The sequence below is a fragment of the Pseudomonas fluorescens genome, assembly GCF_902497875.1.
Taxonomy (GTDB): domain Bacteria; phylum Pseudomonadota; class Gammaproteobacteria; order Pseudomonadales; family Pseudomonadaceae; genus Aquipseudomonas; species Aquipseudomonas fluorescens_BR.
Genome location: NZ_CABVHY010000020.1, coordinates 36,680 through 56,835, shown reverse-complemented (window position 1 = coordinate 56,835; position 20,156 = coordinate 36,680). Strand labels below are relative to the sequence as shown.

The window sequence follows — 20,156 nt, the reverse complement described above, 5'->3', positions numbered from 1 at the left end:
AGCGATGTCCTTAGAGCAGATGTTTACCACCGTTTTGCTGCTAGGGCTGCTGGGTTATGCGGTGGCGAGCGATCTTCGCCGCCACCGTATCCCGAACCTGATGGTCCTGCTCGGGCTGGCGCTGGGGCTGACCAGCCAGGTGCAGGCAGCCGGCCTTAGCGGATTGGGCAATGGCACGCTTGGGATGCTGATCGGTTTCGGTCTGTTCCTGCCAATGTACGCCGTGGGAGGGATGGCCGCCGGGGATGTCAAGCTGATGGCCATGGTCGGCGCTTTTCTCACTCCGCAGGATGCACTCTGGGCTGCGCTTTACAGCCTGATGGCCGGTGGTCTGTGCGGGTTCTTGATTGTGCTGGTGCGTGGCCAGATACGACGGACGGTAGGGCGTTACTGGCTGATGTTGAGAGCAAGGGCCTATTTGGCGCCCCTGGAGGATGAAGTGGCAGGCAAGCCTTTCCCCTATTCGGTCGCGATCCTGCTCGGCACTTTGACCAGCGTCTTCTGGCTGCCCTTCAACCAGTAGTTCGGGAGAATATTATGTACGCCTTCAGCGACAGCAACGGTTACCCCAGCGAGCGGGAAGCGGTGCAGCAACTCGCTCCGCAGCCGCGCACTGTTCTTGAGACCGGCCTGGCGGACAATTTTCTCGGCGATCTGGTCTGCAAGCATCTGCACGACGCTGGCGTGCTGGATATGCCGCGACTGGTGGAGCGCCTGGCGCTGACCGGTGCGGTACTGGAAGAGGTTCTGACGTTCCTGCGCAGGGACGGCCGGGTCGAGGTTCTCGGCCAGGTCGGTGGCCAGACGCTACGCTACGGCTTGACGGAGCGCGGCCGCAGCGCCGCCCGGGATGCCCTGTCGCGCAGTGGCTATATCGGCGCAGCCCCCTTCCCGGTGAGCGCCTACCGCTCCCTGCTCAGGGCGCAAACCATTCACCATGGCCGCATCAACGCGCGTGATATGCAGGATGCCTTTGACTCGGTGGTACTCGCCGAAAACATGCTCGACCAACTGGGCGTGGCCATGAATTCCGGGCGCGCGGTGATGATTTACGGGCCGGCGGGTACCGGCAAGACCTATATCAGCAGCCGCTTGATCCGGCTGTTTGCCGAAGCGATCTGGGTGCCCTATGCCATCGCGATCAACGACGCGGTGATCGAGATCTTCGATCCCCAGATACACCAGCGTCTGGAGGCTGACGAACAACTCAATAGTTTGCTGCTCAATGAAGGGATCGATCGTCGACTGCTCTGCTGCCGACGTCCGATCATCATCACTGGCGGTGAATTGAGCATGGAGCAGCTTGACGTTCGTTACGACCCATCTACCCGCCAGTATCAGGCCCCCTTGCAACTCAAGGCCAGTAATGGCCTGTTCATCATCGACGATCTGGGCCGTCAGCGCATGGCCCCGGCCGAGCTGTTGAATCGCTGGATCGTGCCGATGGAGGAGAAGCGCGACTTCCTCAACCTCGGCGGTGGGCGGCACTGCGAGCTGCCGTTCGACCTGATCCTGGTGTTCTCCACCAACCTCAACCCGTTGGAGCTGGCCGATGAAGCGTTCCTGCGGCGAATTGGCTACAAGCTGCAATTCGGCTACCTCAAACCCGACGAATACGAACGCATCTGGCGCCAGGAAAGCGAGCGGCTGGGCATCCCCTATGACCCGCTGCTGCTGCGTCATGTGCTGCAGGAGTTGTACGAACCAGAAAGCATGCCCCTGGTTCCTTGCCATCCCCGCGACCTCTTGAGCATGGCGCTCGACCGTCAGCGTTACCTGGGCGGCTCCGGGCCGCTGTCGCCGCAGGAACTGGAATGGGCCTGGCACAACTACTTCGTCCAGCTCGACTTTCTTGGATAAGGAGATACAGACATGAGTTCTCGTACGCTCACCCTGATTGCCCTGTCCCTGATCCTGGGCCTGGGCGCCGCATTCATGGCCAACAACTGGTTGAGCGCACGGCTCAATGCCAGCCCCGAGGACAACCTGCAGAACGTGGTGGTGGCCACGGTGGAGATTTCTTTCGGGCAGATGGTCGAGGCCCAGCAAGTCATGCTGGTACGCATGCCCAAGGGCACGGTGCCGGAGGATGCCTTCGATGCCACCGATAAAGTGGTGGGCAAGATCGCCACGTTCTCCATGCTACAGGGCGACATCCTGCGCGGCGCGCGCCTGGCCGAGCACCTCGGTGGCAGCACCCTGGCCTCGCTGATCGAGCCTAACAAACGTGCCATATCGGTGCGAGTCGACGATGTGGTCGGCGTGGGGGGGTTCCTGTTACCGGGTAATCGGGTCGACGTGCTGGCCACCAAACAGGCGAATGGCAACAACAGTAATGCCGAGGCCAAAACCATTCTCGAGGATTTGCGGGTACTGGCGGTGGACCAGACTGCCAGCACTGACAAGACCCAGCCAGTGGTTGTGCGCGCGGTGACCCTGGAGATGAGTCCGAAACAGGCGGAAACCCTGGTCAAGGCAATGACCGATGGGAAGTTGCAACTGGCCCTGCGAAATCCGCTGGATAACCAGAAAAAACCGCTGATCGCCGAGCCGGTTGCGGCGGTTGCGCCGGTTGCTTTGGCCAAGGCTGCGCCACCTGTTGCCAAACCGGTGGTACGTCGTAGCGGTGGCAACAGCAGCGTCACCCTGATTCGCGGCACCAAGATCGATGTGGTGAACACCCGGTTTTAAGTTATCCGGCGCAATTTCGGCATTGCGCTGCGCGCGGCCTTGCGGGGCTTCGCAGAGTTTGGGGGCAGGACGATGCATCGTACTGACGGGCGAATAACTCCCTACAGACGATTAGCAGGCAAGCGACATAACAATCAAAGGAGTACGACATGGCTATCTTCCAGAGGCTTGGGGCATACGCGCTGTACACGTTGGGCGCATCGTTGTTGTTGCTGGCCGCGGCGCAGGCAGCCGAGCGGTTTTCGGATGTGAGGTCCATGCCTGGGACGAATGCCAGCAACGTCCAGGTGCCGATCTATAAGTCGCGGGTGATCAGTACGCGCTCACCGGTGAAGAAAGTCTCGGTCGGCAACCCGGAAATCGCCGACATCCTTATCTCCAGCCCAACTCAGCTCTACCTGCTCGGTCGTTCTCTGGGCAGCACCAATGTGCTGCTGTGGGATAGTAGCAACCGTCTGATTGAGACCCTGGATCTTGAAGTGGTGCATGACATCGATGGCCTCAAGAGCCGGCTGCATCAATTGCTGCCCAACGAGAACATCGAGGTGTTCAGCGCCCAGGGTGCTCTGGTGCTGCGGGGCCAGGTCTCCAGCGCAGCGGCCATGGACAGTGCGGTAAAGCTGGCCAAGACCTATACCGCACAAACCTCGAGCGTGGTGCAAGGCGAAGGGGCGGCAGCGGTGGCGGCGCCGACCCAGACGCTGGATGTGATCAACCTGCTGAGCATCGGTGGCAGCCAGCAAGTGATGCTGGAGGTCAAGGTGGCCGAGATGCAGCGCAGCCTGGTCAAGACTCTCGATGTGCGCTTTAACGCCCTGGGGTTCGGCTCGCCCTGGTCCGGCGGCGGTTTCAACGGTGGCCAGGGCTTGGGCCTGAGCCCCGGTGGTGGCGTGGTTCTGCCACCCGGCTCGCTGGTCGGCGGTGGCAAGGGCATCTTCGCCCAGTTTCTTTCAAGTGACTTCCTCTTCAACGTGGTGCTGGAGGCGTCCAAGGATAATGGCTCGGCCAAGGTGTTGGCGGAGCCGACCCTGACCACCCTTAGCGGGCAGCAGGCAGAATTCATTTCCGGTGGTGAGTTCCCGGTGCCGATTACCGAGGATGACGGCATCACCATCGAGTACAAGGAGTTCGGGGTCGGGGTGAAGTTCCTGCCGGTGGTGCTCGATTCCGGGCGCATCAACCTTAACCTGAATGTCTCGGTGAGTGAGCTCTCGAATGTCAACTCGCTGGTGCTGGATACCGGCCTGAACAGCGTTCTGGGAAATGGGGTCACCCAGGTCATTCCCTCGCTGACCAAGCGTAGCGCCCAGTCCACTGTTGAACTGGGCAATGGCCAGACTATTGCCATCGCTGGTTTGATCAGTGAAAACACCCGTGATTTCGTCAGCCGTTTCCCGGGCCTGGGTGATATCCCGGTGCTGGGGAATCTGTTCCGCAGCCAGCAGTTCATCAATGGTGAAACCGAACTGGTGATCCTGGTGACGCCTCACCTGGCCAAACCGGTGGACGCCCGTAACGTGCGCCTGCCCACCGAGAAATTCGTCGAACCGAGCGATCTGGACTTCTATCTGCTCGGCAAAACCAAGGGCAGTGAGCCAGGTCGTCGGGTCCCCGTCAGCCTCGGGGTTAGCGAAGGCAGTTTTGGCCATGACCTCAACTAAGCGGAGACAACGACCATGAAAACTCTATTACCCCTTTGCCTGCTGCTAGCCCCGCTGTCCGGCTGCATGACTTATGACGAAGGACGGGTCGGCCCGCTGGGTTACAGCGTCTACCAGACCCACTATCAGCAAATCGCCGACAAGGAGCGGGCGGCCAACCCGGGTACGCAAGTGTCGCTCACTGGCAGCGACGGCTTCTTGAGCGAGAAGGTGATGGACGGCTACCACGGCAAGACCGGTAATGCGGCCCAGGTCGCCCAGCCGATTCAGATCAATTTCGGTAAATAATGAGGGCTTGATGATGAAACCCCGTATCCAACGGCCGTTCACCGCGTTGCCGAAACGTCAGCGGGGTGCGGTGATAGTGCTGGTCGTGATTGCCTTGGCGGCTATTTTACTGATGGGGGCATTGGCGCTGGACGGCAGCCATATGCTGGTGAACAAGACCCGTCTGCAAAATGCGGTGGATGCGGCGGCCCTGAGTGGCGCCAAAACGCTGAGCAAGGTGTCCGGCGCGGCGGGCGCGGGCAGCCTGGCACGGGATGCGGCGAGGGATACCCTGATGCGTAACGCCAGCGCTACAGGCAATAAAGAACTGGCTAGCGCAATCGGCAACAATCTCGCCGGTTTCGCTACGGTGGAACTGGCCAACAGCGTCTATGGGCCGTTCTCCTTCCCGGGGCCGGCGGATGCGAGTTATGTACGAGTATCGGTGTCGAACTATCCCCTGTTCGGTTTTTTCTGGGGGATTTTGCAAGCAGTAGGTAATGGTGACTCCCCGGCCAAAGCCGTGGCAGCCATTGCCACCGCCGGCCCCAGCCCAACCAGCCCTTGTGATGTCGCACCGCTGATGGTCTGCGGCGACCCCGCTCAGTACAGCCCGAGCACCGGGAATATCTGGGGTTATCACTTCGGGGATCCGGAATTGTTGAAAACCGCGGCAAAAAATAATGACTCGATTGGCCCTGGCAATTTCCAACTGCTCGATTTTGGTTCCGGTGGCAAAGATGTCAAAGAAGGGCTGGCTGGCGGGATCCATCAGTGCAACAACATCGGCTCGACTGTCCAGACCAAGCCGGGCAATACCGTGGGGCCTTCCGTTCAGGGCCTGAATACGCGCTTCGGCGAATATTCAGGCAACCTCAAAGCCGCGGACTATCCGCCGGACCTGGTGATCACTTCCAACCCGAAGCCGCTTGAATTCAAAAATAATCGGATCGAATATCAGAATCAGCCGGTCACCTCCACGAACGGCAACCTCTCCACCTCCAGCAGCGCCTTGTTCGATTACAACGACTGGGTGCAGGCTTCTGCCGCCTGTGTCGCCGGCGGCAGCGGCTGCCAGGCCAATGGTGCGTTCGAACGGCGCATGCTGAAGATCGTGGTCGGTAAGTGCAGTGGCACGGACGGCGGGACGTCCTCGATACCGGTGCTCGGCTTCGGCTGCTTCTTCGTGCTGCAGCCGATGACTCAAAAGGGCGGTGCGTCGGAGATCTACGGCCAGTTCGTCAAAGAGTGCGAGGGCGACAACGTGCCCGGCCCCAATCCTGTGAATGACACAGGCCCGCAGATTATTCAGCTGTACAAAACCTACATCGATAACAACCGGACACCGAGCACCGACTCATAGGAGGTCACATGGTACGTCGTGGATTCAAGCCGCCGCAGACCCAACGTGGCCTGGCGATGGTGGAGTTGGCCATTGCTCTGCCGCTGTTGCTGTTGCTGCTGTTCGCGCTCGGCGAGTTTGGCCGGCTGCTGTTCCAGTACAACAGCCTGACGCAGGCCTGCCGTGATGCCGGACGTTTCGTCGCCGGCGAGGCATGGAACGCTACCCTTGGCAAGGTCGAGCTGAGCTCCGATCTGCAATCCCGGACCAGGAACCTGGCCGTCTATGGCACGCCTGCCACCGTCAGCGGTGCCTCGTCAGTGGTACCGGGGTTGACCACCGGCGATGTCTCGGTCACGGATATAACCGGTACCGGCCATGTACAGGTGAGCATCACTTACACCTTCCGGCCGGTGATTGGCAGCGTGTTACCTGGGTTCTATGGCAATAGCGTGCCGCTCGGCATCGACTTGACCTCGACAGTCGTGATGAGGGCCTTGTGATGAACATCAAGCGTATGCGTGGGGTGTATGTGGTGGAGTTCGCCATCGTCGGCCTGCTGTTTTTCGTTCTGCTGTTCGGTGTGCTGGAAATGGGTCGGCTGTATTTCACCGTCAATGCACTGAATGAAACCGTGCGCCGTGGCGCTCGCCTCGCGGCGGTGTGTGACATCAGCGAACCGCGCATTTTGCAGCGGGCAATCTTTAATGCAGCCGATGAAAGTGGTGCGAGCAGCCTGATCAATAACCTGAAAACGGCCGATTTGAGCCTGATTTATCTGGACGAGAACGGTGCGGTGGTGGCCAGCCCTAATGATCCCGTTGGGGCTAATGGGTTTCGCGCCGTCCGTTATGTCCGGTTGAGTGTGGCCAACTTCAATTTCAATCTGCTTATCCCGGGGTTCGGTGGGGTGTTCACCCTGCCGGCGTTCAGTTCGACCTTGCCCCGCGAAAGCCTCGGCCGTCACGCCGAAGCGGGAGTAGTACCGGAGATTACGCCATGTTGAGCACCAGAGAAGCACCCATTGTCGCCTCAACCCATAAGCAGGGCTTGAACCTGTTGATCAGCAGTCGCGATGCCGAGGCCTTGAACCATCTGAAAGCATTGAGTCAGGGCCTGCCAAACTTGCAGGTGAGCACACGCCTGGTGAGCAACGGCCATACCGATCCATTGTATGGGCTGGAAAAGATGCCTGACTTGCTGTTGCTGCGCGTCAGCCACTTGTGGCGCGAAGAGCTGGCGGCGTTGTTGCAGCATCCGGCGCAGGAGCGCCCACCCCTGCTGGTGTGTGGCCCCCTGGATGAGCGCAAGGGCATGCGCCTGGCCATGCAGGCGGGAGCCCGGGATTTTCTGCCCGAGCCGGTGGCGGCAGAGGAACTGCAGATGGCACTCGGCCGGATCCTGATGGAGGCTCAGGCGGGGCAGGTGACGGGTGGCAAGCTGATTGCGGTGATGAACGCCAAGGGTGGCTCGGGCGCCACCATGCTCGCCTGTAATCTGGCCCATCAGCTCAGTGTCCGTGGCGGCAGAACCCTGTTGCTGGATCTGGACCTGCAGTTCGGCAGCGTGGCCCACTGCCTGGATGTGCTGCCCGCGCACTGCCATGTGGAGGTTCTGCGCCAGGCCGAGGAGTTGGACAGCGTCGCCTTGTGCGGCTTTTGCAGCCATTTCAGTCCGACCCTGCATGTGCTCGGTGGGCGTGCGGCAGAGTTGTTCCTGGCACAGGATGTGCGCCTGGAACAGTTGGAAACCCTGTTGCGCCTGGCACGCAGCACCTATGACTGGGTGGTGGTGGATTTGCCGCGGCAGATCGACCATCTCACGGGTGTCACCCTGGAGCAGGCCGACCGGGTCTACATCGTGGTGCAGCAGAGTCTCAGCCATTTGAAGGACGGCACCCGTCTGACGCGCATCCTGCGTGACGACCTGGGGCTACAGGGTAATCGCCTGCAGGTGGTGGTCAACCGTTACAACAAGGCCTCGCCGGTCAGCCTCAAGGATATTGCCGAGGCACTGCGCTGCACGGATCTGCAAAAGCTACCCAATGACTATGCGGTGGTCAGTGAAAGCCAGAACACCGGCGTACCACTGGGGCTCCATGCGCCGCGTGCCGCTGTCACCTTCGCCCTGCGCGAGCTGAGTCAGGATCTGATCGGGATCGAGGCCAGCGAGCAGGGTTTGCTGAAACGTACCTTTAGCCGCCTCTTCGGGGGGTAAGCCATGCTCAGCGAATTCCGCAATCGCCTGCGTCAACAGTCCGGCAAGAATATTCCGGCAGACCAGGAGCAAGCACAGATCAACGGCGAGGACAGCGCCAACGCCCCCATGGCCTGGGAAGCCAGCGTGCCGGACCTGGTCTACGAGACCCGAACCAGGCTCAACCCGATGGAGATCGAGTGGCGGGAGAAGATCTATCAGCAACTGCTCAAGGTCATGGACCTGTCGCTGCTCGATTCCCTGGAACCGGCCGAGGCGGGGCGGCAGATCCGTGAGCTCAGCCTGCGCTTGCTGGACGAGCATTCGGCGCCGGTGAGTGCCACCAGCCGCCAGCTGATCATCAAGCAGATCACCGATGAAGTGCTCGGCCTCGGGCCACTGGAGCCGCTGCTGGCCGACCACAGTGTGTCGGACATTCTGGTCAACGGGTTTGCCTCGGTGTACGTCGAGCGGTTCGGCAAGCTGCAGAGAACCGATGTGCGTTTTCGTGACGATCAGCATTTGCTGAACATTATTGATCGTATCGTTTCCAGCCTGGGGCGACGCATCGATGAATCCTCGCCGCTGGTGGACGCGCGGCTGAAGGACGGTTCGCGGGTCAATGCCATCATCCCGCCCCTGGCCATCGACGGGCCGAGCATGTCGATCCGCCGCTTCGCGGTGGATTTGCTCAACACCGATAGCCTGGTGCAAATGGGCTCGCTGACACCGGCCATCGCCCTGGTGCTCAAGGCGATCGTCCGCGGGCGGCTGAACGTGCTGATCTCCGGCGGTACCGGCAGCGGCAAGACCACCATGCTCAATGTGCTGTCCAGTTTTATCCCGCATAACGAGCGGATCGTCACCATCGAAGACTCGGCCGAATTGCAGCTGCAGCAACCCCATGTGGTGCGCCTGGAAACCCGTCCGGCGAACATCGAAGGCCGGGGCGAGGTGAGCCAGCGCGAACTGGTGCGCAATAGCCTGCGGATGCGCCCGGACCGCATCGTGATCGGTGAAGTGCGCGGCGCCGAGGCCCTGGATATGCTGACGGCGATGAACACTGGCCACGACGGTTCGTTGACCACTATCCACGCCAATACCGCGCGCGATGCGCTGGGGCGAATCGAGAACATGGTGTCGATGACCGGGGCGACCTTTCCGATCAAGGCCCTGCGCCAGCAGATCGCTTCGGCCATCGGGGTGGTGATCCAGCTGGAACGTCAGGAGGATGGCACGCGACGGCTGACCAGTGTGCAGGAGATCAATGGTATGGAGGGTGAAATCATCACCATGACCGAGATCTTCACGTTCGTCCGCCGCGGCATGGGTGAGAAGGGTGAAGTACTGGGCGAGTTCCGTCCCACCGGTATGGTGCCGGCCTTCCGCGATGTTCTGAACAAGCGCGGAATCGAACTGCCGCTCAATTTGTTCCGGCCGGAATGGATGGAGGCGCAGTCATGAGTCAGATCCCCAGTGAACTGATCCTGGCGTTCCTCGGCATGGTGTTCACCGCCATCTTCCTCCTCAGTCAGGGGCTGGTAGTGCCGGTGTTCGGCGAGGCAGGCAAGGTACGCAAGCGTATTCGCAGCCGCCTGCTGGTGCTGGAGCGGGCCAGCAATCTACCGAACATGCAGACGGTGCTGCGGCAGAAATACCTGCGCCGGCTGTCACCGCTGGAGGCCCGCCTGGAACAGCTACCGGCCATGGAGGCGCTGGCGCAGATGATCGAGCAAGCCGGGCATGACTACCGCGCCTATCGGGTGCTTATGCTCGGGCTGAGCCTGGCGGTGGCGGCAGGCGTGGTGCTGTGGATACTCACGCAACTCTGGTGGGCCGCAGTTCCGGTGGCACTGGTAGTGTTCTGGCTGCCAGTGCTGAAGATATCTCGCGACCGCGGCAAGCGCTTCGCCAAGTTCGAGGAGGGGCTGCCGGATGCCCTGGATGCGATGTGCCGGGCCTTGCGGGCCGGGCACCCGTTCAACGAAACCCTGCAACTGGTGGCCGAGGAGCATCAGGGGCCGGTGGCTGAGGAGTTCGGCCTGACCTTCGCGGATATTAACTATGGCAATGATGTGCGCCGGGCCATGCTCGGCCTGCTGGAACGCATGCCGAGCATGACCGTGATGATGCTGGTGACCTCGGTGCTGATCCACCGCGAGAGCGGTGGCAACCTGACCGAGGTGCTGGAGCGTCTGAGCAGTCTGATTCGTGGACGTTTCCGCTTTCAGCGCAAGGTCAAGACCCTCTCGGCCGAGGGACGCATGTCGGGCTGGGTACTGGTGTCCGTGCCCTTTGTATTGGCGGCGGCGATTGTCGTCTCGAGTCCGACCTATCTGCCCTTGCTCATCAAGGAGCCCTTGGGTCAGAAGCTGGTCATGGGGGCTTTTGTTGCGATGCTGATCGGGATTTTCTGGATACGTAAAATCATCCGGATTCAGGTTTGAACGCCGGCAGTCGTAGAGGGGGGTATGGGTCATGGACTATTTACTGAGTCTGCTCAATCGTGCGGTGGGCAACGAAGACTTGGCGCGCCTGTTGTTCGTGGGCGCCATCGGTCTTAGCGCGGTGCTCGCTGTGGTTACCCTGGCATTGCTGGTGCTGGGGTTACAAGATCCGGTGCAGCGCCGTCTGGCGCTGATCAAACGCGGTCATGGCACGCAGAACCCCGGGCAGGGGATGCCCAGTAACCTGCAATTGATGCTGGAGCAGGTAGGCCAACGCTTTACCTCCGGTGAGCAGGGGCAGGCCTCGGCCGTCCGAACGCTGCTGACGCATGCGGGGTATCGCTCGCCCGCGGCGGTGCAGATGTACTGGGCGGTGCGCTTGCTGTCACCGTTGATACTGCTGGGCCTGACGCTACTGGTGTTGCCGCTTATCCCTGAGTTGTCTCTGTACCTGGGTATCGGCTTGGCGGCTGCGGCACTCGCTGTGGGTTGGCTGGTGCCGGCCATTTATGTCGACAAGCGCAAGCAGGCGCGGATGACCCGGCTGCTCGTGGCCTTCCCGGATGCCCTGGACCTGATGGTGGTCTGCGTCGAATCGGGCCTGGCCTTGCCTCAGGCCATCGAGCGGGTGGCCGAGGAGATGGCAGTCAGCCAACCCGAGTTGGCTCTGGAGTTGGCCCTGGTCAATTCGGAAGTTCGCGCAGGCATTCCCAGTACCGAAGCGCTCAAACACCTGGCCGAGCGCACTGGCCTTGAGGAAATTCGCGGGTTGGTCAGCTTGCTGGCACAGAGTATTCGCTTCGGCACCAGCGTCGGCGCCACGCTGCGTATCTACGCTGAAGAGTTTCGCGACCGGCGTACGCAGCTGGCAGAAGAAAAGGCGGCGAAAATCGGCACCAAGCTGGTATTCCCACTAATCTTCTGCCTGTGGCCGAGCTTCTTCCTGGTCGCCATCGGTCCTGCAGTCATTGGGGTGTTTAAAGTCTTCGGGAAGCTATGACATGAACAGGAACAGTTTAGTGTTGGCCATGATGGCCGTGCTCACAGGATGTCAGACCATGGGGCCGGAGCAGGCGAGTGGGAGCCGCTCAATCTACACCGGTGACAATTCGGTACTCTATCAGGTGCAAAAACAGACCACTTCTTCCGATCAGGCCATGCAAATGGCCGCGATGTCTTACCAGGCAGGCAGTCTGGATCAGGCCCTGTTCCAGTATCTGCGGGCCATTGAGCTGGACCCCAAGCGTTATTCAGCGTTGGTCTGGGTGGGCCGCATCCACCGCGAAAGGGGCAATACCCAGCTTGCCGAGATGGCCTTCGCTGATGTGCTGACGAGTGAACCGAACAACATTGAAGCCTTGACCGAGATGGGCTTGCTGAACCTGGCCCGGCGCAATCACGAGGGTGCGCAGGAATTGTTGCTCAAGGCGGTCGCTGTGGACCAGAAACGCCTCGGCAATGGCAAGGGCGACACTCCACAGGGCGTCGCCGGGCTCAAGGTGGACAGCCATTCGCCCCTAAAAGTCTACAACGGGCTGGGGGTGCTCGCGGATCTGCGCGACGACTTCTCGCAGGCCGAGAGCTATTATAAGTTGGCCATGCTGATCGAGCCGCGTTCCGCGCTGGTGCAGAACAGCCTGGGATATTCCTATTACATGGCCGGAAAGTGGCCTGAAGCCGAACGCATGTATCAGCGAGGCATGGACTACGACGCCTCCTACAAGCCACTCTGGCGCAACTATGGGTTATTGCTGGCCCGCATGGAACGGTATGAGGAGGCCGTCTCTGCCTTCGAGCAGATCGAGAAACGTGCCGAAGCCAGCAATGATGTCGGTTACGTATGCCTGTTGGAGGGCAAACTGGATGTGGCCGAGCAGTTCTTTCGCAGCGCGATCGAGCAATCGCCTGGCCATTACGCCATAGCCACGGAAAACCTGAGCAGGATTCAACAGCTCAGACAGATCCGCAAGTTGGGGGGGCATGACACGATGATTGATCCGGTTGCGTCCATTCCGACCGTTAAAGTGACAACGGCAGCGGTACCTTGACAGGTGACCTCGTTCCCCGTGTTCAGGGGAACGAGGTCGCTGCAATGCTTGGGGCGCGTATTTCGATTCTGGCTTACTGCTCGGTGTTGCGGGCATGCCGGTAATTGCTGACCGCTTGAATTTCCATGGGTTGTAATAGGTCGCGGCAAGGCTGGCCACCAGGGCCTGGGGCCAAAACTTCCACCGCGCAGCGTTGGCACGCTGGAGGGCAGAACATGCTGGGCCGAGCCTCCGTCGATGCGCACCGCCTGGCCATTAAAACGCAGCTCGCCGATGTGGCAGGCGGTACAGGTAATATCCAGAAACTCTTCTTTACTGCCAGGAGCACGATGGCCAGGCCGAGGCAGAGCAGGGCAAGGATCAGCAATAGCACGCGGGAAATGAGGCGCAAGATGAACATCCTTGCAGGTTTATAGCCCCTTATGCCTTGGCTCGGGGAGTGCGGCGTAATGCCATTACGCCAGATGTGGTGAGAAACGGCCTGTCCGGCTGTGAGTTCGGGCCGACAGTCAAAGTTGGCGAATGTGGCAAAATGCGTTTAAACACGTGAACTTATCGGAAATTTCCGGCTCACATGCCGGTAGCCATTGGTCGTGGCCGCCTGATAAGCTCGCGACTTTACACTCGATTGCCCTTTAGGCGCATGAACAAGGAAATAGCATGAAACAGCATCGGTTGGCGGCGGCGGTGGCCCTGGTTGGCCTGGTACTAGCGGGTTGTGATTCGCAGACCAGCGTAGAGCTGAAAACCCCGGCGCAAAAAGCTTCCTATGGCATCGGCCTGAACATGGGCAAAAGTCTTGCTCAGGAAGGCATGGATGATCTCGATTCCAAAGCGGTAGCCCAGGGCATCGAAGATGCCGTCGGCAAGAAAGAACAGAAGCTCAAAGATGACGAGCTGGTCGAAGCCTTCGCTGCACTGCAGAAGCGTGCTGAAGAGCGTATGGCCAAGATGAGTGAAGAGTCGGCGGCCGCCGGCAAGAAATTCCTCGAAGATAACGCCAAGAAAGCCGGTGTCACTACCACGGCTTCCGGCCTGCAATTCGAAGTGGTCAAGAAGGCCGATGGCGCTCAGCCGAAGCCGACTGACGTAGTGACTGTTCACTACACCGGCAAGCTGACCAATGGCACTGTTTTCGACAGTTCTGTGGAACGCGGCAGCCCGATCGACTTGCCAGTCAGCGGTGTGATCCCGGGTTGGGTCGAAGGCCTGCAACTGATGCACGTTGGCGAGACCTACAAGCTGTACATTCCTAGCGAACTGGCCTACGGCGCGCAAAGCCCAAGCCCGGCAATCCCGGCCAACTCGGTGCTGGTATTCGACCTGGAACTGCTGGCCATCAAGGATCCGGCAAAACAAGACGCAATCAAAGAAGACGAAACCAAGTAATCCGCGTCTGATCGACAACAACGCCCCGTCTATTCGGGGCGTTGTTGCATCTGATGATTGAAGCCGGGCAAAGAAAGCGAACCCAGGCCTGCGCAAACAGTCATATCATTGAGATAGCCGGTGCTAGTCGCAGTCGCACCGCCAAGTCAATGAAATAATGGGTTTTTTTATGTGAGTAAAAAACGCCCGATCTGAGTTCAGCCCTTATGGATCGGGGCTTTCAGGCGTTAAAAGCGGCTCTGTTCACAAGGTTATCCACAATTTGTGTGGATAACATTTCAGTGGGAGGGATGATGAAAACACCCTGGAATTTCGCACGTTTCCTGCCCTTGGCGGGAAGACTGCTCAGTCGAGGGCGTTTGCCGACCCTGCTCTTTGCGGTGGCAAGCAAAGGCGCCAGTCAAGGCAACCGCCTGGGCAAACTCAAAGATGACCTGCGATTGTTACAGGCATTGTGTCTGGCCTATTGGCGTGGCGAGTACCGGGCCATCAGCCCGAAGGCGCTGCTGTCAGTCGTCGCGGGTCTGATGTATTTCCTCAGCCCGCTGGACGCCATTCCGGATTTCTTACCGATGTTCGGCATGCTCGATGATATCGCCGTGCTGGCCTGGCTGATGAAAGTCCTGGATGACGAACTCAATGCTTTCCGTGCCTGGCGTGTACGGCAGGTGCCGGAAAAGCTGGCGGTGGTCGAGCGATTACCGGACACACCGCAGCAACTTCAGCTGCAAGGACCGAAAAAAACCTGATTCGATTCAGGCTCATCCCTATATTCATACCCCCTCGCGACCTTGCCGGCTGTTAGGATTACACTCCTAAGGAAAAGTGCCGACTCGCTAAGTGTTGTTGTCCTACGGGGTAGTAATGGATATTCAGATAATTGCACGCGATGGCGAGCCCGAATATGCGGTTCTGCCATGGGCTCAGTATCAGGCTCTATTGAAGGCTGCAGGCGTCACCGGGCAAGCGCCGCGAGAAGCAACAGTTCGTCAGGCGCCGGCAGCCGATCAGATTCTTCCTGGTCTGGATCAATTACGCAGTTTGCGCGAAGGGAAGGGCATCGCCATCGAGGCGCTGGCCCGTACTGTAGGAATCAGTCCGTCTTATCTGGCCTTGATCGAAAGCGGTGAGCGTCAACCCGACGCTGCGATACGCCGTAGCCTGGCCTGGGAGTTGACGGTACCGGGTTGGAGGGACGAGTCGTGAGCGTACGCATCAGTCGACAACACTGGGACGGGTTGCTGAGTGAGCTCGATCAAGCCCGTCGCCAACGCCATTTATTGACTTACCGGGCTTTGCTTGAGCGTTTACAGCTACCGAGCCCGGCCATGCAAACCCTGACTGCCGCCCTGGAGCACCTGGCGGCGCTGGATGCCCGAGCTGAGCAGCCGTTGCGCAGTTCACTGGTGATCAGTCAGGGCGCGAGCCGTTTACCGCGCACCGGGTTCTTCGAGTGCGTCGAGCGTCTTGGGCGTTTCTCCGGACCTTCCGATGGCGTTGCAGCCGCTTCCTGGCATGCGTCCGAGGTGGTGCGGGTATTCGAATACGAATATCCCGAATCGGCGGAGGCCTGAATGCTCTGGCGACTGAGAGCACGAGCCAGTTATTGGCTGGCGCGCAGGCTGTTTCACTGGTCGTGGTTCGTGCGTCAGCCCCGTGGCTGGCAATGGCTCGAAGGTCAGTTTTCGCGCATGGCGAACCTCGGGGATGTGGGTGCGCAAAGTTTCTACGGGCATATCCTGACGTTCCGCGGCCAAGGCCTGGGCGCTCGCGAGGAAGGCGTGCGCTTGTTGCGCCTGGCGGCGCTGGCAGGGGACGGTAAGGCGGCCTATCAGGTAGGCGTAATCAGCCTCGCCGGAACGCCGAGCAAGGCGCCTGACGCGGCTGAGGCGGCTCGTTGGTGGACGATCGCGGCGAAGGCCGGGCATCCGCTGGCCGAGATCAAGCTTCAGCAGCTGGAATCGAGCGGTGGTTCCGAGAAACTGTAGGAGCAGCCCGGCTGCTCCTACAATAGAGACGCCACCGGCAACCCATGCTCCCGACTGTCGATCACATGAATGCTGTATCCCGGCACATTCTTGGCGTGGTGCTTGGCCTGCGAGGCCAGCTCCGCCAGTTGGCTGGAGTCGAGTTGTCCACAGGCCTGTGGATATAAATGCACAACGCCGATGGACAGCGACAGCAGCGCAAATTCCTGGCGAATGCCTTGGCGGTTGGGGGCGATAAAGCAACCGGCTTCCAGATGCTCGCTGCGATAGAAGCGTCGGCACTGGCTGTGGAAGTCATCCAGTAGCTGGTTCAATCGCTTGCGCCAGTCTTCAGGCCCGAGCACCAGCAGAAAATCATCGCCGCCGATATGCCCGACGAAGTCGCGGCTCGGGTCGACCCGATCATTCAGGCACTGTGCCAGACACAGCAGCACTTCGTCGCCACGGCCGTAGCCGTAGATATCGTTGAAGGGCTTGAAGCTGTCGATGTCGACATAACAAATCACCGATTCGCGAGCCTGTTGCAGCAGTCGCGTCAGGCACTGCTGGATCGGCACGTTACCCGGCAACAGGGTCAGGGGGTTGGCGTAGCGGGCTTGCTGGATCTTCAGCTCGGTGATCAGCTTCAGCACGTCGATCACTCGCCCCAGCCCCAAATAGCCACCGTTGAGGGTGATGATGAAATCTTCTTCGATCCGTTGCCGCGCGCGGCTGGTGATCAGGCGGCTGACCTGCTGCAGGGACTGGCTGATCTCTACCGCAAGGAAGTCATCGTTCATCAGGCGGCTGATGGGCTTGCGGGCGTACAGGTCGGTGGCGAAAGGCTTGAGCAGCACGTCTGACAGCGAATGGCGGTGGACGATGCCGCAGGGCTGGCCCTGATCATCCAGCACCGCCAGCGAGTTAAGGTTGGCCTGGCGCCGGAACGCCTCGAGGACGGTCGCGGTCGGTGTATCACGGGTCACGGCCGGTTGTTCGTTGAGCAGGGCACTGAGGTCGCTGCCGTCCTCGTTCAGCGATACCGCGCTGCTGTCGTGTTTGGGCATCAAGTCCCGGGCGTCGCGCGGTGGCTGTTCTTGTGGGCGGCAAAGCCGGTAACCCTGGACCAGGTCGACACCCATTTCGGTCAGTACCGCGAGTTCCTCGGGCAGCTCGATGCCTTCGGCGATCACCTGTGCCCGCGAGGCTCTGGCGATTTGCAGGATCGAGCCGACGAACTCGCGCTTGAGGGCATCCTGGTGGATGCCGTCGATGAAGTGCCGGTCGATCTTTACGTAGTCCGGGCGCAGTTCTGACCACAGCCGCAAACTGGAATAGCCGGCACCGAGATCGTCGAGGGCAATCGAAAAGCCCATGGCCCGGTAATGATGCAGCGCAGTTTGCAGCAGTTGAAAGTCGTCGGTAGGGGTCTGTTCGGTGAGTTCGATCACCACCTGGCTTGGCTCGATGCCGAAGTTCTGCAGCAATTGCAGGGTGCGGCCTGGCTGATGAGCCGCTTCGAGCAGGGATTCCGGGGAGACGTTGAGGAACAACTTGCCCGGCAGTTTTTGTTGGTTGAACCGTTGGCAGGCGCTGTGACGGCAGGCCATTTCCAGCTCGCTGAGGCGGCCGGCCTGACGGGCCACGGCGAACAGCGGAATGGGGGAGTGCAATGGGCTGTTGGACGGCCCGCGAGTGAGCGCTTCGTAGCCGAGGATACGTCTTTGGGAGAGTGAAATGATGGGCTGGAACAGGCTGTGTAACGCGCGTTGAGCCAGGATTGAACTCAAGGCACTCAGCTGTTCGGTGGTGGTCATGGCATTCTCGGTCGATAAAAAAGGACTGGGAGCGCGCTACTTATCAGCAGCGTCTGCCAGTCCTGTATTTCACGACAGAATGATGACTATTTGATGACGCTCCGGGGAGCGTTAATATTAAACCGCCATTATCGTCAGTGCTTGGCTACCGCGGTGTTGAGCTTCAGGTAATCGAGCAGGATCCGCCCGGTTTCGCTGAGGTAGGCATCGTCTTCCGGCTTGGTCTTGTCCGGCTCGGCCGCGATCGCGTCTTCGTCTTCTTTCTTCAGCTCTTTGAGCGGCTCCTCGCCTTTGGCCTTGCGGCGGATGTTTTCCATCACCAGCTGCTTGGCTTCGATATCGGTGTGCTGCGCCCGACGTTCGACTTCGTTGAGGCTGACGGTTTTTTCGGTCATCAGCTTCTGGGCCAGGGCCAGTTTGTCGCGGATAAACACGAACTCCGCGTCTTTGGCCGTGCGTACGTCATGCTCGGATTGCAGTTGCGACAGGTACGGTTTGAACGGATCCAGAGCCGGCTTGATCGCAGGACGGATGGTGTCCCACGGCATGGCCTCGGGCAGGGCGCTCTCGCCGATTTCCTTGGTGTCGATGATCGATGGGTAATCGATATCCGGCAGTACGCCCTGATGCTGGGTGCTCTGCCCGGAAACCCGGTAGAACTTGGCCAACGTCAGTTTCAGCTCGCCGTGATTCAGCGGCTGGATAGTCTGCACGGTGCCTTTGCCGAAGGTCTGGCCACCGACGATCAACGCTCGGTGGTAGTCCTGCATGGCGCCGGCAAAAATTTCCGAAGCCGAAGCCGACAGGCGGTTGACCAGCAAGGCCATCGGACCTTTATAGAAGGCACCCGGGTTTTCGTCTTCCAGCACATCGACCCGGCCATCGGCATTACGCACCAGCACGGTCGGACCTTTATCGATGAACAGACTGGTCAGCTCGGTGGCCTCCTGCAGAGAGCCGCCGCCGTTGTTGCGCAGGTCGATGACCACGCCGTCGACTTTGTCTTTTTGCAGTTCGGTCAGCAGCTTCTTCACATCGCGGGTGGTGCTCTTGTAATCCGGATCACCGGCGCGGAAGGCTTTGAAGTCAAGGTAGAAGGCCGGAATTTCAATAATTCCGAGCTTGTAGTCCTTGCCGTCCTGTTTCAGCTTGAGCACCGACTTTTTCGCCGCCTGCTCTTCCAGTTTCACCGCTTCGCGAGTGATGGCGACGACCTTGCTGGTCTGGTCATTCGGCGCATTGCTGGCCGGGATCACTTCCAGACGCACCACCGAACCTTTTGGTCCGCGGATCAGTTTGACCACTTCGTCCAGACGCCAGCCGACCACATCGACCATTTCCTTGTCGCCCTGGGCGACACCGATGATCTTGTCCGCCGGTGCAACCTGTTTGGTCTTGTCCGCCGGACCTGCCGGCACCAGACGCACGACTTTTACCTGATCATTGTCGCTTTGCAACACGGCGCCGATGCCTTCCAGCGACAGGCTCATGTTGATGTCAAAGTTCTCCGCGTTATCGGGTGACAGATAGTTGGTGTGCGGGTCGTAGGACATGGCGAAGGTGTTGATGTAAGCCTGGAAAATATCTTCGGCACGGGTCTGGTCGAGGCGCGCCAGCTGATTCTTGTAGCGCTTGGTCAGCAGCTCTTGAATAGCCTTGGGCTCTTTGCCGGAAATCTTCATGCGCAGTACTTCGTCCTTGACGCGTTTGCGCCACAGGTCGTCCAGTTCTGCGGTGGTCTTGAGCCATGGAGCATCCTTGCGATCGATCAGCAAGTTCTCCTTGACGGTGAAGTCGAGTTTGTCGACGCCTTTGTTCAGCTCAGCCAGGGCGAAGTCAAGACGCGCTTTGACGCGGTCCAGATAACGTTTGTAGATGGTGAAGCCGGGATTCAGGTCGCCGCTTTTGAGGAGATCGTCAAATTGGCTTTTCCATTTGTCGAATTCTGCAATATCGCTGGCGAGAAAGTAGCTGCGCGACGGATCCAGCAGCTTCAGGTAGCTGTCATAGATAATCATCGAGCGCGCGTCATCAAGAGGCGGCTTGCTGTAATGGTGGCGCTTGAGCAACTCGACGACGTTAAGGCTGGCAATCACCTCGTCACGATCGGGCTGAAGCTTGTCCCAGCTATTGGCTGCGAGCGTATTGGTCGACAACGGTAATAGACCGAGGCCAATGAAAAGAGCGAGGGCGGTGCTGGGGAACAAATGCTTCATGCTGATTCGACGCGGGGGCAATTGATAACGCATATTAGGCCGTCTTTGAAGTCGCCGGTTCCATTGGGGCCGGTCGCATAATGCAAAAAACCCGACGCTACAGCAACGGGCTCAG

20 protein-coding genes and 1 pseudogene are annotated in these 20,156 nt (G+C 59.8%); 18 read left to right on the top strand and 3 right to left on the bottom strand.

What is annotated here, in order from left to right; translation table 11 throughout:
* Positions 1 to 4: 4 nt before the first annotated feature.
* The 13 genes from F8N85_RS20160 (at position 5) to F8N85_RS20100 (ending at position 12,652) form a co-directional block, all read left to right on the top strand.
* Entirely contained in the window at positions 5 to 523 is a 519-nt protein-coding gene (locus F8N85_RS20160; RefSeq protein ID WP_150805286.1) for a prepilin peptidase, read from the top strand.
* A gap of 14 nt (positions 524 to 537) precedes the next feature.
* A complete protein-coding gene (locus F8N85_RS20155) occupies positions 538 to 1,860 on the top strand; it encodes an AAA family ATPase (protein ID WP_150805285.1) in 1,323 nt (440 codons plus the stop codon).
* Positions 1,861 to 1,872: 12 nt separating this feature from the next.
* Positions 1,873 to 2,691, top strand: coding sequence for a Flp pilus assembly protein CpaB (gene cpaB, locus F8N85_RS20150; RefSeq protein ID WP_150805284.1), 819 nt, complete (start codon positions 1,873 to 1,875; stop codon positions 2,689 to 2,691).
* Between the two features lie 149 nt (positions 2,692 to 2,840).
* Entirely contained in the window at positions 2,841 to 4,352 is a 1,512-nt protein-coding gene (locus F8N85_RS20145) for a type II and III secretion system protein family protein (RefSeq protein ID WP_150805283.1), read from the top strand.
* A 15-nt stretch (positions 4,353 to 4,367) separates the two neighbouring features.
* Positions 4,368 to 4,640, top strand: a complete 273-nt coding sequence (locus F8N85_RS20140; RefSeq protein WP_150805282.1) for a hypothetical protein — start codon at positions 4,368 to 4,370, stop codon at positions 4,638 to 4,640.
* Positions 4,641 to 4,650: 10 nt separating this feature from the next.
* Positions 4,651 to 5,982 carry a TadE/TadG family type IV pilus assembly protein gene (locus tag F8N85_RS20135; protein ID WP_150805281.1) on the top strand — a complete coding sequence of 444 codons (1,332 nt, stop codon included), beginning with the start codon at positions 4,651 to 4,653 and terminating at the stop codon, positions 5,980 to 5,982.
* 8 nt (positions 5,983 to 5,990) lie between these two features.
* The gene (locus F8N85_RS20130; protein WP_150805280.1) at positions 5,991 to 6,464 is read left to right on the top strand and encodes a TadE/TadG family type IV pilus assembly protein; all 474 of its coding nucleotides are present in this window, start codon (positions 5,991 to 5,993) and stop codon (positions 6,462 to 6,464) included.
* Positions 6,464 to 6,967: a TadE/TadG family type IV pilus assembly protein gene (locus tag F8N85_RS20125; protein ID WP_150805279.1), complete on the top strand. Its 504-nt coding sequence runs from the start codon at positions 6,464 to 6,466 to the stop codon at positions 6,965 to 6,967. Before F8N85_RS20130 ends, F8N85_RS20125 begins: the two co-directional genes overlap by 1 nt.
* Positions 6,961 to 8,178 carry an AAA family ATPase gene (locus tag F8N85_RS20120; protein ID WP_150805278.1) on the top strand — a complete coding sequence of 406 codons (1,218 nt, stop codon included), beginning with the start codon at positions 6,961 to 6,963 and terminating at the stop codon, positions 8,176 to 8,178. The genes F8N85_RS20125 and F8N85_RS20120 overlap by 7 nt, the downstream gene beginning before the upstream one ends.
* A 3-nt stretch (positions 8,179 to 8,181) precedes the next feature.
* Positions 8,182 to 9,621 carry a CpaF family protein gene (locus tag F8N85_RS20115; RefSeq protein ID WP_150805277.1) on the top strand — a complete coding sequence of 480 codons (1,440 nt, stop codon included), beginning with the start codon at positions 8,182 to 8,184 and terminating at the stop codon, positions 9,619 to 9,621.
* On the top strand, positions 9,618 to 10,604 hold the full coding sequence (locus tag F8N85_RS20110; RefSeq protein ID WP_150805276.1) for a type II secretion system F family protein: 987 nt from the start codon (positions 9,618 to 9,620) through the stop codon (positions 10,602 to 10,604). The genes F8N85_RS20115 and F8N85_RS20110 overlap by 4 nt, the downstream gene beginning before the upstream one ends.
* 31 nt (positions 10,605 to 10,635) lie before the next feature.
* Positions 10,636 to 11,604: a type II secretion system F family protein gene (locus F8N85_RS20105; RefSeq protein ID WP_150805275.1), complete on the top strand. Its 969-nt coding sequence runs from the start codon at positions 10,636 to 10,638 to the stop codon at positions 11,602 to 11,604.
* 1 nt (position 11,605) lies between these two features.
* On the top strand, positions 11,606 to 12,652 hold the full coding sequence (locus tag F8N85_RS20100) for a tetratricopeptide repeat protein (protein WP_150805274.1): 1,047 nt from the start codon (positions 11,606 to 11,608) through the stop codon (positions 12,650 to 12,652).
* A gap of 105 nt (positions 12,653 to 12,757) precedes the next feature.
* Here F8N85_RS20100 and F8N85_RS20095 read toward each other — a convergent pair.
* Positions 12,758 to 12,984 (bottom strand): annotated as a pseudogene (locus F8N85_RS20095) (hypothetical protein); the annotation flags it as partial.
* A 328-nt stretch (positions 12,985 to 13,312) separates the two neighbouring features.
* Here F8N85_RS20095 and F8N85_RS20090 point away from each other — a divergent pair.
* From F8N85_RS20090 to F8N85_RS20070, 5 genes are all read left to right on the top strand, one after another.
* A complete protein-coding gene (locus F8N85_RS20090; protein WP_150805273.1) occupies positions 13,313 to 14,041 on the top strand; it encodes an FKBP-type peptidyl-prolyl cis-trans isomerase in 729 nt (242 codons plus the stop codon).
* 293 nt (positions 14,042 to 14,334) lie between these two features.
* Entirely contained in the window at positions 14,335 to 14,790 is a 456-nt protein-coding gene (locus tag F8N85_RS20085; protein WP_150805272.1) for a YkvA family protein, read from the top strand.
* 115 nt (positions 14,791 to 14,905) lie between these two features.
* Positions 14,906 to 15,247 (top strand): helix-turn-helix domain-containing protein, encoded by a 342-nt coding sequence (locus F8N85_RS20080; RefSeq protein ID WP_150805271.1) that lies wholly within the window; start codon positions 14,906 to 14,908, stop codon positions 15,245 to 15,247.
* A complete protein-coding gene (locus F8N85_RS20075) occupies positions 15,244 to 15,615 on the top strand; it encodes a hypothetical protein (protein WP_150805270.1) in 372 nt (123 codons plus the stop codon). Before F8N85_RS20080 ends, F8N85_RS20075 begins: the two co-directional genes overlap by 4 nt.
* Positions 15,616 to 16,029 (top strand): sel1 repeat family protein, encoded by a 414-nt coding sequence (locus tag F8N85_RS20070; protein WP_150805269.1) that lies wholly within the window; start codon positions 15,616 to 15,618, stop codon positions 16,027 to 16,029. It abuts the gene before it with no gap.
* Positions 16,030 to 16,046: 17 nt separating this feature from the next.
* Here F8N85_RS20070 and F8N85_RS20065 read toward each other — a convergent pair whose 3' ends face one another.
* Complete coding sequence (locus F8N85_RS20065) at positions 16,047 to 17,825, bottom strand: bifunctional diguanylate cyclase/phosphodiesterase (protein ID WP_150805268.1); 1,779 nt, start codon at positions 17,823 to 17,825, stop codon at positions 16,047 to 16,049.
* A 134-nt stretch (positions 17,826 to 17,959) separates the two neighbouring features.
* Positions 17,960 to 20,041 (bottom strand): carboxy terminal-processing peptidase, encoded by a 2,082-nt coding sequence (locus tag F8N85_RS20060; RefSeq protein WP_191636220.1) that lies wholly within the window; start codon positions 20,039 to 20,041, stop codon positions 17,960 to 17,962.
* Between the last annotated feature and the right edge of the window lie 115 nt (positions 20,042 to 20,156).

Bases quoted from the DNA above. Each gene is read 5' to 3' on its own strand.
- F8N85_RS20115 (WP_150805277.1), top strand. From the start codon at position 8,182: ATGCTCAGCGAATTCCGCAATCGCCTGCGTCAACAGTCCGGCAAGAAT.
- F8N85_RS20105 (WP_150805275.1), top strand. From the start codon at position 10,636: ATGGACTATTTACTGAGTCTGCTCAATCGTGCGGTGGGCAACGAAGAC.
- F8N85_RS20070 (WP_150805269.1), top strand. From the start codon at position 15,616: ATGCTCTGGCGACTGAGAGCACGAGCCAGTTATTGGCTGGCGCGCAGG.
- F8N85_RS20130 (WP_150805280.1), top strand. From the start codon at position 5,991: ATGGTACGTCGTGGATTCAAGCCGCCGCAGACCCAACGTGGCCTGGCG.
- F8N85_RS20085 (WP_150805272.1), top strand. From the start codon at position 14,335: ATGAAAACACCCTGGAATTTCGCACGTTTCCTGCCCTTGGCGGGAAGA.
- F8N85_RS20110 (WP_150805276.1), top strand. From the start codon at position 9,618: ATGAGTCAGATCCCCAGTGAACTGATCCTGGCGTTCCTCGGCATGGTG.
- F8N85_RS20080 (WP_150805271.1), top strand. From the start codon at position 14,906: ATGGATATTCAGATAATTGCACGCGATGGCGAGCCCGAATATGCGGTT.
- F8N85_RS20135 (WP_150805281.1), top strand. From the start codon at position 4,651: ATGATGAAACCCCGTATCCAACGGCCGTTCACCGCGTTGCCGAAACGT.
- F8N85_RS20120 (WP_150805278.1), top strand. From the start codon at position 6,961: ATGTTGAGCACCAGAGAAGCACCCATTGTCGCCTCAACCCATAAGCAG.
- F8N85_RS20160 (WP_150805286.1), top strand. From the start codon at position 5: ATGTCCTTAGAGCAGATGTTTACCACCGTTTTGCTGCTAGGGCTGCTG.
- F8N85_RS20140 (WP_150805282.1), top strand. From the start codon at position 4,368: ATGAAAACTCTATTACCCCTTTGCCTGCTGCTAGCCCCGCTGTCCGGC.
- F8N85_RS20155 (WP_150805285.1), top strand. From the start codon at position 538: ATGTACGCCTTCAGCGACAGCAACGGTTACCCCAGCGAGCGGGAAGCG.
- cpaB (WP_150805284.1), top strand. From the start codon at position 1,873: ATGAGTTCTCGTACGCTCACCCTGATTGCCCTGTCCCTGATCCTGGGC.
- F8N85_RS20125 (WP_150805279.1), top strand. From the start codon at position 6,464: ATGAACATCAAGCGTATGCGTGGGGTGTATGTGGTGGAGTTCGCCATC.
- F8N85_RS20100 (WP_150805274.1), top strand. From the start codon at position 11,606: ATGAACAGGAACAGTTTAGTGTTGGCCATGATGGCCGTGCTCACAGGA.
- F8N85_RS20060 (WP_191636220.1), bottom strand. From the start codon at position 20,041: ATGAAGCATTTGTTCCCCAGCACCGCCCTCGCTCTTTTCATTGGCCTC.
- F8N85_RS20145 (WP_150805283.1), top strand. From the start codon at position 2,841: ATGGCTATCTTCCAGAGGCTTGGGGCATACGCGCTGTACACGTTGGGC.
- F8N85_RS20090 (WP_150805273.1), top strand. From the start codon at position 13,313: ATGAAACAGCATCGGTTGGCGGCGGCGGTGGCCCTGGTTGGCCTGGTA.
- F8N85_RS20065 (WP_150805268.1), bottom strand. From the start codon at position 17,825: ATGACCACCACCGAACAGCTGAGTGCCTTGAGTTCAATCCTGGCTCAA.